Here is a 12,997-nt window from a genome sequence, read left to right as displayed (position 1 = left end):
AAGACGTCGGAAAAAAATACGACCGCTCCCCAAGGATCGGACGCGCCGTCTCGTCAAAGGCCCGTAACCCAAACGGGGAGATGGACCATGACGACCCAGACGAAACTGATGCTCGGCGGCGCCGCCGCCAGCGTGATGCTCCTGCCGCTTATTCTGTTGCCGCTGGTGAAGACCGACATCCTGTCGATGCCGGGCGCGCCGTCGCCGATGCTTGCCGACGAGCAGGAACTTCCTTCCGCCCGCAAGGACGCGGCGAAGGTGGCTGAGGGCCAGTTGGCCCCGCCGCCACCGGTGGAGAATGACATGGCGGTCGTGCAGTCGGCCGAACCGCTCATCGAGGCGCCGATTCCGGCCGATCCGCAACAGGCGGCGGGGGCCGCGGCCAGGCTGCGCCGCGAGGCGGCGCCGATCATGTCGGAGCTGATGGCACAAAAGCCACTCGCCATGCCCGCGCCTTCGACCATGCCGACCGTCGGCGATGCAATGATGCCGCCGGAGGCTTCGCGCGACCGCTTCGAGGCGGCCGACACCAACCCCGTCAATGTGACGGCGGAGGATCCGGTCTCGACCTTCTCGATCGACACCGACACCGCGTCCTATGCCTTCGTGCGCCGCATGATCGAGGCCGGGCGGATGCCGCCGCCGGATGCCGTGCGCGTGGAGGAGATGATCAACTATTTCCCCTACGACTACGCCTTGCCCGAAAGCCGGGAGACGCCCTTCCAGCCGACGGTCGCGGTCTATCCGACGCCCTGGAACGCGGCGACCAAGATCGTCCACATCGGTATCAAGGGCTATGACGTTCAGCCGGCGGTGCGGCCGAAGGCCAATCTCGTCTTTCTCATCGATGTCTCCGGCTCCATGAACGCGCCGGACAAGCTGCCGCTCGTGAAAGCCAGCCTCAAGCTGCTCCTCGGCAAACTCTCGCCCGACGACCACGTCTCGCTCGTCACCTATGCGGGAGCGGCGGGTGTCGCTCTGGAGCCGACGGCGGCCAGCGACAAGCCCGCGATCCTGAAAGCCATCGACGGTCTCGGCGCGGGCGGGTCCACGGCGGGGGCTGCCGGTCTCGACGAGGCCTATGCGCTGGCGCAGAAATCCTTTGATGCGAAGGGCGTCAACCGGGTGATCCTGGCCACCGACGGCGACTTCAACGTCGGTGCCTCCGACGACGACAGCCTCACCCGCCTCATCGAGCAGAAGCGCGAGAGCGGTATCTTCCTGTCCGTCCTCGGCTTCGGCGAGGGCAATTACAACGACGCGCTGATGCAGCGGCTTGCCCAGAACGGCAACGGCGCGGCGGCCTATATCGACAAGCTGGCCGAGGCGCAGAAGGTGCTGGTGGACGAGGCGACGTCGACGCTCTTCCCGGTCGCCAAGGACGTCAAGATCCAGGTCGAGTTCAATCCGCAGGCCATCGCGGAATACCGCCTGATCGGCTACGAGACGCGCACCTTGTCGCGCACCGATTTCAACAACGACAAGGTGGATGCGGGCGAGGTCGGTGCGGGAACGGCGGTGACCGCGCTTTACGAGATCACGCCGGCCGGCAGCCCGGCGCGGCTTGCCGACGATCTGCGCTACCAGTCCTCGGGGCAGGGGGCGTCCGCCACGGCGGACGGCACGCTGCATGCCAACGAATACGGCTTCCTCAAGATCCGCTACAAGCTGCCGGACGAGGACAAGAGCCGCCTGATCGAGACGCCGATCACGACCGCCAATGAGGCCGCCGACATCGATGGCGTTTCCGACGACATGCGCTTTGCCGCGGCGGTTGCCGCCTTCGGCCAGAAGCTGAAGGCCAATCCGGCGGTCGCAGACATGGGCTATGACCGGATCGCCGACCTTGCGGTCGATGCCCGCGGCGCGGATGCCTATGGCTACCGCAGCGGCTTCGTCAGCCTGGTCCGACTTGCCGGAGCGCTGGCCGGCAAGTAACACTTGTCTGCCTGCTCGGTCACTCGCGCTGCGGGAGAGGCATCGCCCTCGGCGTTCGTGTGTTGTCGAAGGCGGTTATCATGCCGGCCCAGCGTTGGGCGCCGGCTTTCGGAAGGCTGGATGCCGGTGCAAGAGCCCGAAACAAGGGTTCCGGTTCGTGCATCGTGTCGGCAGATTGAGGTTCCGATCCCATGAGTTTCGATCTGAAGACGGAGGAGGCGAAGTCATTCGCATTCGGCTTCTACCGCCCGGCGCAAATCCGTGGCCCGATTTCCCTGGCCCGCTTTTCGTGCAGCAGCAGGGGCGACGCCGGGCGATACGGCCGGTTCTGGCTTTACGGCAGCATGCTTGAGGAACTGGCCGAAAATGCCTCGACCCTGCGCTCCCTGATCAAGGACATCAGCCAGTCCTGGGCGGTCTGCGACGACTGGGGCGACAAGAAGCTGCTGTCGATCATGGAGGTTCCGCCCGGGGCGGCGGTGCCGGCGATGATCGGGCAGGCGAAGTTCCAGCCGAAGGTCAGTTCGGCGCGGCCGACGCACCACAGCTACGAGGGAGGGGCCACGCAACTCGTGATCCCCGTCGTCGACGAATACGGTCAGCGGGTCGATCCCATGCTCGCGGGCTATATCACGAGGAAGCTTGCCACCGAGGAGATGCTGACCTCGCCGCGCAAGTATCTCGAAAACCCCTGGGCCGTGGCGCGCCGGGGCAAGGTCTGATCGCACGCCGCCCCAGTCAGGCGCGGCGTTGCAGGGCGTTCCCATTCGGCGACACCCCAATCCCAATTCGGCATCTCCCGGCGGCATTCCTGTGGCCGCGCGCTTTGCCTATAGTGTCGCCCTTCCGCGTTATTTCCTCAATAGAAACAGGACAATGCCGTTGAGCGACGTGCCCCTCCACTACCGGTCCGCGACCGAGCTTGCCCGCCTCATCGCCTCCAAGGAAATCTCCGCCGTCGAGGTCATGAAGGCGTTTCTGGCGCGGATTGAAGAGGTCAATCCCAAGCTCAATTCCATCATTGCGCTGATGCCGGCCAGCGAGGCCCTGCGCCTTGCCGAGGCCGCCGACAAGGCGGCGCTGGCCGGCGAGGCGACCGGCGTCCTGCATGGCCTGCCGACGGCGGTCAAGGATCTCAACGCGGTGAAGGGGTTTCCGACCCGCTTCGGATCGCGCGCCCACATGAGCGATCCGGTGTCCGACAAGGATGCGATCTTCGTCGGCCGGCTGCGCGAGGCCGGGGCGCTCATCATCGGCAAGACCAACACGCCCGAATACGGTGTCGGAACGCTCGCCTTCAACGAGGTGTTCGGAACCACCCGCAACCCGTGGGACCTCGGCCGTCACGGCGGCGGGTCGAGCGGGGCCGGGGCGGCGATCGCGGCGGGCCTGCTGCCGTTCGCCGACGGGTCCGACAGCGGCGGCTCGATCCGCTATCCGTCCTCCTTCTGCAACACGGTCGGGCTTCGAACGTCGCCCGGTCTCGTGCCCTTCGAGGCGCTCGGCGACGGATGGACGCCGCATGCGGTGCTCGGGCCGATGGCGCGCTCCTCGCAGGATGCCGGCTTGCTGCTCGCCGCCATGGCCGGCGCCTCGCATGCGGTGCCCAATGCCATCGACCTCGACCCGGCGGCGTTCCTCAATCTCGCCGAGGTGGATCTTTCCAGGGTGCGTATCGCCTGGAGCAAGGATGCGGACGGGTTGCCGGTCTCGCCGGAGGTGCGCGAGGCCTATGCCGGGGCGCGGACCGCGCTGGAGGCGCTCGGCTGCACAATCGACGATGTGGAACTCGATCTTTCAACCGCCGACCGGGCCTGGGAAGTGATCGAGATGTTCGGCTTCTTCACCGACTCGCCGGCCCTCGTCCACACGAAGCCGGAACTCTTCCGCCCCGATTATGCGCGCAACATCCGCCAGGGGGCGGCGACGGTGCCGGCCGAACTTGCCTTCGGCCTGCGCGAACGCACGGCGATCTTCCGGCGCACGGCGGCGCTTCTGCGCGACTACGACGTCTTCGTAACCCCCGCGACGCCGGTCACGGCGCCGCCCGCCGATTGCGAATGGGTGAGGGAAATCGACGGTCATCGTTTCGACCGCTACTTCCTCTGGCAGCGCATGGCCTGCCGCATCACCATGACCGGCCATCCGGTGCTGGTGACGCCCGGCGGGTTCACGCCGGCGGGCCTGCCCTTCGGCCTTCAGATGGTGGGGCGGCTGCGCGAGGATCACGCGCTGCTTTCGCTCGGCAACGCCATCGAGAGAGCGACGGGCTGGGCGGCGCAGCGGCCGACGGGCATCTGATTTTCGTCTGGCAAGACCCCGAACGAGGCGGCCCGCCGCGACAGGAATCGCGGCGGGCCGTCTTTTGTCTCTTGTCGGAGTGTCTGCGGCTCAGGCGGCCGCGACATTCTCCAGGAAGCGGTCGACGGTCTGGCGCAGATCGGACGCCGTCTTGCTGACCTCGGTGGAGGCGCCATAGACGCCAGAGGCCGCGTCCGCCGTCTGGTTGGCGTTCTGGGTCACGACCGTCATCGACGCCGAGACCTGCTGCGTTCCCGCCGAAGCCTCGGAGATGCTGCGGGCAATTTCGCTCGTTGCCGCCTGCTGTTCCTCGATCGCCTCGGAGATGAGGCCGGTGCCGCGGTTGATCTCGCCCATGATGTCGGTGATCTGGCGGATCGCCTCGACGGCTTCCTTGGTCGAGTTCTGGATTCCGGAGATCTGGGTCGAAATCTCGTCGGTGGCCTTGGCGGTCTGGCTGGCGAGGGACTTGACCTCGGAGGCGACGACGGCAAAGCCGCGGCCGGCCTCGCCCGCGCGCGCCGCCTCGATGGTGGCGTTGAGGGCAAGAAGGTTGGTCTGCTCGGCGATTTCCGAGATCAGCCCGACGACGGCGCCGATCCGGTCGGCCGCTTCGGCGAGACCGTCCATGCTGTCATTCGTCTTGCGGGCAACGTCGGTGGCCTGGTTGACGATCTCGCCATTGCTGCCGATCTGGCGCGAGATTTCCTGGATCGAGGCGGAAAGCTCCTCGGCCGCCGAGGCCACGGTCTCGACCGAACCGGAGGCCTGTTCGGAGGCCGAGGCCGCCGTCGTCACGCATTCCGAGGTCGCATCGGCGATCTTGTTGAGGGCGTCGACCGCGCCGACCATCGAGGTCGCACGGGTCGAAACGGTCTCAAGGGCGCTCGCGATCTCGCCCCGGAACTCCGAGATCAGGCGCTGGATTTCGGCCTGCTGGCGGTCACGGCGGATCTGCTCGGCCTCGGTGCGGCTGTTGAGCTCGGCCCGTTCGATGCTCATCTTGTAGAAGACATCCACCGAGTGATTGAGCGTCTGCACTTCCGTCAGCGAGGTGGCAAGCGTCGAGCCCTCGGCCGGACGGCCGGTGACGAGGCAGTCAAGCAGGTGGCTGGCGACCGACAGGGGGCGCGTGATCGAGCGGACGACGATCAGGGACGCCGCGATGATCAGGGCGAGGATGACAAGGCCGATACCGCCGAGGGTCAGTGCTTTCGACCAGACGATGGCTTCGAGGTCGTCGACGTAGACGCCCGTTCCGATCACCATGCCCCACGGCTTGAACAGCTTCACATAGGATTCCTTCGGGAACATCTTGCCTGGATCCTGGCCAGGCTTGGCCCACGAATAGGCGTAGCTGCCCTCGCCGCCGTTGGCGAGGACGACCTCGTTCATGGCTGCGTAGAGCGATTTGCCGTCAGGATCCTTGATGTCCGACTTGATCTTGCCGTTCCAATCCGGGTTGAGCGGATGCATGACGACGCGCTGGTCCAGATCGTGGACCCAGACATAGCCTGTCCCGTCGTATCGCAGCGCATTCAGAGCGGCCATTGCGGTGGATTTCGCGTCCGCTTCGGACATCTCGCCCTTGGCAGCCTTCTCCTGATAGGCCTGGATGATCGAGTAGCTGCTGTCGACGATGTCGCGCAGCCGCTTCTCCGCATCGCTGTAGAGCGTGGCCTTGAAGGCAAAGACGGAATAGAGCGTGAGAATGACGAGGCCGAGGGCGAAAAGCCCTGCGATCCCGAAAAGACGTCCCTTGATCGTGTTCATTGTGGAAGGTCACCACCGCAGTTTGAGGGTGACGACAATCTAGGGATGCCAGGATTAAAATTTATTAAATTGGTCCGGAATTTCCCTTAATTCGGTTTAGATAGACAGTAATTTTCGCGGCATTTGTAAGATGTCCGACAATGCTGCAGCGTTTAAAAATTTAATTCTCTTGTGCGGGACGGTTGATCGTCAGCCTTCGTCTCCAGCGGGCGCGCGCATGCTCGCTCGCCGGAACAGACGCCCGTCGATGGCGGCAAGACCAGCCATGATCATCGCCATTCCAGCCCAGTGGCGTGGTTCCAGCGTCTCGTCGAGGACGATCCAGCCGAGGAGAATGGCGCTGACGGGGACGAGGAAGGTCACGAGCATCACGTTGGAGGCGCCGGCCACCTCGACGATGCGGAAGAAGAGGATATAGGCGAAGGCGGTCGCGAGCAGGGCAAGGAAGAGAACCGCGGCAACCGCTTCGCCGGAGGGAGCGGGCAGGGTCCAGGGGGCTTCGACGAAGATCATCAGCGGCAGGGTCAGGATGGTGGAGGCGGTGAGCTGGCCGGTCGCGGTCGTCACCGGGTCCTCGCCCTTGAAGCGGCGGCTCCAGAGGCTGGAAAAGGCGTAGGAGATCGTCGCGCCGATGCAGGCGATCTCGGCCAGCACGTCGGCGCCGAGATTCCCGAGGGCCGAGAGGCCGATCATCACCGCGACGCCAGAAAAGCCCAGAACGACGCCGACCGTCTTCAGCGGCTTCAGCTTCTCGTCGGTGAGGATATGAAAGACGAGGACCGTGAAGATCGGTGTCGCGGCATTGAGGATCGAGGCGAGCCCGGCGCCGATATGGCGGGTGCCGAAGAAGATGAGGGCAAAGGGGATGACGTTGTTGAGGAGGCCCATCCCCGCGTAGTTGACGAGGTTCCTGCGGTTCGGCACGAGGTGGCGACGGCGAAAGGCGAGGAGGGCGTTGAGCACCAGCGCGGCGATGCCAACACGCAGGAAGACGAGCGTGAAGGGCGTGATCTCCGGCGCGGCCACCCGTGCGGACAGATAGGACCCTCCCCACAACAGGGAGAGGCTGACCAGCAGAACCCAGGCGATCGACGGCATTGTCGTGTTTTCCTGTCAGGGCGCGGGTTTCCGCACGTCTCAATGCTCCATCCGTCGGGGCGGAGCCACCCGAAAATCAGGGCTTACTGCGTTCGGCGAAGAAGATGCCGCCAAGCACGAGGGCGAGCGCAAGCGCGTGGTAGGGGTGAAACGGCTCGCCGAGGATGAGGATCGCGAGGATCGAGGCGAAGACGGGGATGAGGTTGACGAAGATGCCGGCCCGTCCGGGGCCGATCAACTCGACGCCGCGGATGAACATGAGCTGCGAGACGACCGAGGGAAAGAGGGCGACATAGGCGACGACCAACCAGCCGGCGGGCGTCGGCCAGACGACCTGCCCGAGACCCGCCTCGACGGCGAAGGGCACCAGCGAGCTGACGAGGGCTGCGCCGGAGAGGCCGGCGAAGAAAGCCAGGCCGGACATCCTGGGCCGGTTCTGCAACAGCGCCGTATAGGAGGCGTAGGCGAGGCAGGCAGCGAGAATCAGCAGGTCGCCGCTGTTGAAGGTCAGGTGCCTGATCGTGGCCAGATCGCCCTTGATCGCCACGATGGCGACGCCCGAAAGCCCGATGATGACGGCCAGAATCTGCGTCGGCGTCACCCGCGTTCCATGCCAGGCAAGCGCAAGTGCGAAGACAAGGATCGGGATCGAGCCCTGCAGGATGCCCATGTTGACCGCCGTGGTGAAATGGCTGGCCAGATAGAAGAGGGCGTTGAAGGTCGTGAAGCCGACCGTTCCCATGCCGATCACATAGCCGAGGTTGGCACGCAGAGCCGGCCACTCGGCCTTGATCGTCCGGCGCGCGAAGACCAGCAGGACGAGCGCCACGCCGACCCAGCGCAGGAAGGTCAGGGTCATGGGCGAGACCTCGCCGACCGCGAGGCGCCCGGCGATTGCGTTGCCCGACCAGCAAAGGGTCGCGATGCAGAGCACGATATAGGGATTGCCATAGATGGCCTGGCCGAGGCGCGAAAGGAATGCCGGCATTGTTATGGGGTCTTTTGTTCTTGGGAAGGTTTGCCGTACCGAGCGGTACGGTATACAGGCCCGGAACCGGGCAGGTCAAGCCGGGGTTGTGTTGCATGCACATGGCCCAGTAGCACGCGGGGGGCGTCCGGGGTATTCGGGAGATACGCGCAATTCGGGGGTCGCAGCGGCGGCTGAATATGCTAAAAGCACGCCGCCCGGCCGGATCACGCGGTGCCCGAACCCTCATAAGGAGGGCGGTGCGCAAGTCCCCTCGCGCCGGGCTTTTGTTTGCGCCGAACCGGCTGCAAGTCAGACAGTAAGCAAAGACAGGGTAAAAGCGATGGCAAACGTCGTGGTGGTGGGCTCCCAGTGGGGTGACGAAGGCAAGGGCAAGATCGTCGACTGGCTGTCGGAGCGGGCCGATGTGGTCGTGCGATTCCAGGGCGGGCACAATGCCGGCCACACGCTGGTCATCGATGGGATTACCTACAAGCTGTCGCTGCTGCCGTCGGGTGTCGCGCGGCCGGGCAAGCTGTCTGTCATCGGCAACGGCGTCGTCGTCGATCCGCGTGCGCTCGTCACCGAGATCGAGCGGATCGAGGCGCAGGGCGTCAAGATCGGTCCGGAAAACCTGCGCATCGCGGAAAACGCCAGCCTCATTCTCTCGCTGCACCAGGAACTCGACGAGTTGCGCGAGACCTCCAACACGGGCACGCGCATCGGCACCACCAAGCGCGGCATCGGTCCGGCCTACGAGGACAAGGTGGGCCGGCGCGCGATCCGCATGATGGATCTTGCCGACGGCAAGGTGCTGATGGAGCGCATCGAGCGGCTGCTTGCCCACCACAATCCGCTGCGGCGCGGCCTCGGCCAGCCGGAGATCGACCCGAAGACGATCCACGCCGAGCTGACGGCCGTCGCCGACAAGGTGCTGCCCTATATGGACTGCGTCTGGCGCCTGCTCGACGAGAAGCGCCGCGCCGGTGCGCGCATCCTCTTCGAGGGCGCGCAGGGCGCGTTGCTCGACAACGATCAGGGCACCTATCCCTTCGTCACGTCATCGAACACCACGGCCGGCCAGGCCGCGACCGGATCGGGGGTTGGCCCCGGCGCCCTCAACTATGTGCTCGGCATCACGAAGGCCTATACGACCCGCGTTGGCGAAGGACCGTTCCCGACCGAGGACGAAGGCGAGATCGGCAACTGGCTCGGCACCAAGGGTCATGAATTCGGCACGGTCACGGGTCGCAAGCGCCGCTGCGGCTGGTTCGACGCGGTGCTCGTGCGCCAGACCGTCCGCACATCCGGCATGCATGGCATCGCTCTGACCAAGCTCGACGTGCTCGACGGTCTCGACGAGATCAAGATCTGCGTCGGCTACAAGCTCGGCGCCGAAACGCTCGACTATCTGCCGGCCTCGCAGGAAGCGCAGGCGAGCGTCGAGCCGATCTACGAGACGATCCCCGGCTGGAAGGAATCGACGCAGGGCGCGCGCTCCTGGGCCGACCTGCCGGCGCAGGCGATCAAGTATGTGCGCCTCGTGGAGGAGTTGATCGGAGCGCCGGTCGCCATGCTCTCGACCAGCCCGGACCGGCTCGACACCATCCTCGTTCAGGACCCTTTTCAGGATTGAGGCGTTGATTTGCCGGCGACGGGTGTCAGACGGCAGTTGACAAACCATTCAACCTGAGAATTCAAAGGAAAAGCGGTTTTCACTCGCGATAACGATGGTCTAGTATACGCGTGATTTGGGTGGGCGTTGGCGTCCGGTGACCTCGGCGGGCAAAAAGATCAGGGCGTGTTGCTCCGATCACCCGCGTTGCGGTCAGCCACAGAAGAAGAACAGAGGCCGGCTGAATGGCTGATTTCTATCCCGTTCTCAAACGGGCTGTCGGGGCACTGCCTAACAACACGGGCGAGGCGCGACGCGCCGTCTACGAGAAGGCCCGCGCGGCGCTGGTGCGCCAGTTGCAGGCCTATGACCCGCCCCTGTCGCAGGCGGAAATCACCGAGCAGCGCCTCTCGCTGGAAGAATCGATTCGCCTTGTCGAGAGCGAAGTTGCCGGCGCGGAGCTGGGACTGGGCGAATCGGCACCGGCTCCGGCACCTCAGGCGCCCGTGGCTCAGCCCGCGCCGCAGCCGGAACCTCCACCGCCGCCGCCGGCTCCAGCCGCTCCGCCGCCTCCGCCGAAAGCCGCCGAGCCGCCACCCGCTCCGGCACCGGCTCCGGCACCCGTGGCCGCTTCCGCTGCGCCCGCTTCCGAGGCGGGCGGCTTCATCCCCAAGGCCGCACCGCCGCCCGCGCCCGTCGCGCCGCCGGTCGTGGCCGAGGCCCCCGTGCCGGCATCGCCAGCGCCAGCGCCTTCGGTCAGCGCGGCGCCTGCCAATTGGACGCCCGCTTCGGGTGGAGACATCATCGCGCGGATGCGCGAGGACAGCGAGCACCTCGGTGCGGCGACCTCGCAGGCGATCAAGGCTGCTCGTGAAGCCTTCGATCCGGACAGCGAGGCCGACGTCCGGTCCGACGACGCCATGGAGATCGCGGCCGGTCCGCGTCTTGGCGCCCCGGCGGAGGCCGAGCGTCGGCCGATGTCCGGCGAACGCGGGCCGCGGGCCAAGCGCGAGCGCAAGCAGCGTCCCGCCGTCGCGCCCGAAGATGCCGAGGTCGTCCGCCGCGCGATCGACGAGGCCGGGACCAGGGGCGGCCGCTCGCGCGGCTTCCTCATCGCGATCGCTGTCGTTCTTCTGATCGGTGCCGTTGCTCTCGTCTGGTCGCAGCGCGAGACGCTCCAGGCGCTCGTCGCGCCCGCGCCGGAGACGCCGGCGAACGGCGTGGCGACCGCTCCGGACAACGAGACCACCCCGCCGGCGACGGATGACGGGCTCGAGCCGAAGATCGGCGACCGGTTGTCGCAGGAAGGGCTGGAGGAGCCGGTGGCTCCCGACGCCAAGCCCGTGCAGACGATGCGGGTCACGCCGCCGGTGACGAACGGGGAGAGCGTGACGCCCCAAAGCGGCACGGCAGCACCGGCCGACGGGGGAACCGATCCGCTGAGCCAGGCCCTGCCGCCGGATTCGGCCGCTCCTGCCAACGAGCCGGCCGCGGCGGCACAGTTGCCGGGCGCCACCAACAACACCACGACGGCGAATTCCGCCGAGCTTCCGATTGCCCAGAAGGCCATTCTCTACGAAGAGCCGATCACCGGGGCGGACGGCGCGCGGATCGATGCCGAGGCGGTCTGGACCTTCCTGCCGGGTGAGGGCGGCGGCGTCATTCACCTGGAAGTGTCGATCCCCGAGCGCAGCCTCGATTTCGTGATGGAAATCCGCAAGAACATGGATACGACGCTGCCGGCGAGCCATCTGATCGACCTCGACTTCAAGCTGGGCGACGGCTTTACCGGCAATGGCATCGAGTCGACGCCGGGCCTGCTCGTCAAGCAGACGGAAGAGGCGCGGGGCGATCCCCTGATCGGCGCGGTGGCCGAGGTGAGCGCCAATCACTTCTGGCTGGCGCTTTCCTCCGACGAGCGCAACAAGGAACGCAACATCGCCCTCATGAAGGAGCGGGAGTGGATCGACGTTCCGATCCGCTATGGCACCCGCCGCCGTGCGATCCTGACCTTCGAGAAGGGTTCACCGGGCGAAAAGGTGTTTGCCGAAGCCTTCAAGGCGTGGGGCGAATAAACGCCTGACCAGGGCCAGGGCGGGTCGAGGGCCGGCGCTTTCGCGCCGCGCTCATCGATCGCAATCGGGGGAACAGGAGTTTTTCTCCCGCCGGCTGGCCTTGCCGGCCGATGCGCCTTGCACGCGGCCTGCTTTGCCGGCATAGTCTCCCCCGTCCGAGGGGGGCTCTTGAAAAGAGCTGAGATGGTGTCTGGCGCTTCACGCGCCTCAGGCCCGGACCCTTCGAACCTGATCCGGGTCATGCCGGCGAAGGGACGGGACATCAGGCTCTCTTGAGCCAGACCTGCCATATCGTCATGACCAGACTGCGTGCGCGACAAGCGTCTGCCGGATCAGCCACCAGGGATCCGGGAGCGATGGCGTGCGGGATTTGCGCCGGAACGGACATGATGCCGGCAAGCGGTTCGGGCGCATCGCCCGGACGGCGGCCGAGATCGTGCTGGCGATTGCCATCGTCGGCGCCGTCTGGCAGGCCGTCATCGTCATCTTTGCGCCGCCGCCTTTCATGCTGCCGCCGCCGCTCAGGGTCGTCACGATGCTCGTCGAGCGCTTCGGCTTTCTCGGCGGTCAGGCGGCGATCACCTTTCTGGAAATCCTGCTCGGCCTCGTCTTCGGCATTCTGCTCGGGACGGTCACGGGCCTTGTCGTCGGCGGCATACCGTCCGTCGCGCGGGTGCTGACGCCGATCCTCGTCGTCAGCCAGACGCTGCCGGTCTTCGCCATCGCGCCGCTGCTGGTGCTCTGGTTCGGTTTCGGTCTTGCCTCCAAGGTCGTAATGGCGACCATCATCATCTATTTCCCGATCACCTCGGCCTTTGCCGACGGTCTCAGGCGCACCGATCCGGGGCTTCTCGATCTTGCGCACCTCTGGCGGGCAAGCCGCTGGCAGACGCTGGCGCTCATCATGGTGCCGGCGGCGCTGCCGGCGCTGGTCTCGGGCATCCGGGTCGCCGCCGTCTTCGCCCCCATCGGCGCCGTCGTCGGCGAGTGGGTCGGCGCCTCGCAGGGACTCGGCTTCGTCATGCTGCAGTCCAACGCGCGGATGCAGACCGACACGCTGTTCGCCGCGCTCGTCATGCTCGCCGTCGTCACGCTGGCGCTTCGGATCGTCGTCGATCAGGTGACCCGGCGGCTCGTCTTCTGGGTGGAGGACGACGCCCGATGACGCGCCTCACCCCCGTCTTTCAAACACCCCCACACGACTAGACCCGAAGGGATGGATATGACCTT

At 66.2% G+C, this 12,997-nt stretch carries 9 protein-coding genes and 1 riboswitch; of the genes, 6 read left to right on the top strand and 3 right to left on the bottom strand.

Features of this window, described 5'->3' with window-relative positions; translation table 11 throughout:
• The first annotated feature begins 87 nt into the window (after positions 1 to 87).
• The 3 genes from HDIA_RS18055 (at position 88) to HDIA_RS18045 (ending at position 4,239) form a co-directional block, all read left to right on the top strand.
• Complete coding sequence (locus HDIA_RS18055) at positions 88 to 1,938, top strand: vWA domain-containing protein (RefSeq protein ID WP_245883949.1); 1,851 nt, start codon at positions 88 to 90, stop codon at positions 1,936 to 1,938.
• A 191-nt stretch (positions 1,939 to 2,129) separates the two neighbouring features.
• The gene (locus HDIA_RS18050; RefSeq protein ID WP_099557430.1) at positions 2,130 to 2,660 is read left to right on the top strand and encodes a hypothetical protein; all 531 of its coding nucleotides are present in this window, start codon (positions 2,130 to 2,132) and stop codon (positions 2,658 to 2,660) included.
• Between the two features lie 169 nt (positions 2,661 to 2,829).
• Positions 2,830 to 4,239, top strand: coding sequence for an amidase (locus HDIA_RS18045; RefSeq protein ID WP_245884304.1), 1,410 nt, complete (start codon positions 2,830 to 2,832; stop codon positions 4,237 to 4,239).
• 90 nt (positions 4,240 to 4,329) lie between these two features.
• On the opposite strand, the gene HDIA_RS18040 is transcribed toward HDIA_RS18045, so the two are convergent.
• The 3 genes from HDIA_RS18040 to HDIA_RS18030 form a co-directional block, all read right to left on the bottom strand.
• A complete protein-coding gene (locus HDIA_RS18040) occupies positions 4,330 to 6,012 on the bottom strand; it encodes a methyl-accepting chemotaxis protein (protein WP_099557428.1) in 1,683 nt (560 codons plus the stop codon).
• A 189-nt stretch (positions 6,013 to 6,201) separates the two neighbouring features.
• Positions 6,202 to 7,110, bottom strand: coding sequence for a DMT family transporter (locus tag HDIA_RS18035; RefSeq protein WP_099557427.1), 909 nt, complete (start codon positions 7,108 to 7,110; stop codon positions 6,202 to 6,204).
• Between the two features lie 76 nt (positions 7,111 to 7,186).
• Complete coding sequence (locus tag HDIA_RS18030) at positions 7,187 to 8,098, bottom strand: DMT family transporter (protein ID WP_099557426.1); 912 nt, start codon at positions 8,096 to 8,098, stop codon at positions 7,187 to 7,189.
• A gap of 322 nt (positions 8,099 to 8,420) precedes the next feature.
• Here HDIA_RS18030 and HDIA_RS18025 point away from each other — a divergent pair, with 322 nt between their 5' ends.
• From HDIA_RS18025 to HDIA_RS18015, 3 genes are all read left to right on the top strand, one after another.
• Positions 8,421 to 9,713 carry an adenylosuccinate synthase gene (locus HDIA_RS18025; protein ID WP_099557425.1) on the top strand — a complete coding sequence of 431 codons (1,293 nt, stop codon included), beginning with the start codon at positions 8,421 to 8,423 and terminating at the stop codon, positions 9,711 to 9,713.
• A 224-nt stretch (positions 9,714 to 9,937) separates the two neighbouring features.
• Positions 9,938 to 11,767: a hypothetical protein gene (locus tag HDIA_RS18020; protein WP_099557424.1), complete on the top strand. Its 1,830-nt coding sequence runs from the start codon at positions 9,938 to 9,940 to the stop codon at positions 11,765 to 11,767.
• A gap of 148 nt (positions 11,768 to 11,915) precedes the next feature.
• A riboswitch (TPP riboswitch) is annotated at positions 11,916 to 12,040 on the top strand.
• 97 nt (positions 12,041 to 12,137) lie between these two features.
• Positions 12,138 to 12,932 carry an ABC transporter permease gene (locus HDIA_RS18015; protein ID WP_425432955.1) on the top strand — a complete coding sequence of 265 codons (795 nt, stop codon included), beginning with the start codon at positions 12,138 to 12,140 and terminating at the stop codon, positions 12,930 to 12,932.
• Positions 12,933 to 12,997 lie beyond the last annotated feature (65 nt).

It is taken from the genome of Hartmannibacter diazotrophicus (assembly GCF_900231165.1).
Lineage (GTDB): Bacteria > Pseudomonadota > Alphaproteobacteria > Rhizobiales > Pleomorphomonadaceae > Hartmannibacter > Hartmannibacter diazotrophicus.
Note: the sequence above shows the minus strand (reverse complement) of the source record. Positions and strands in the feature narration are given on the sequence as shown.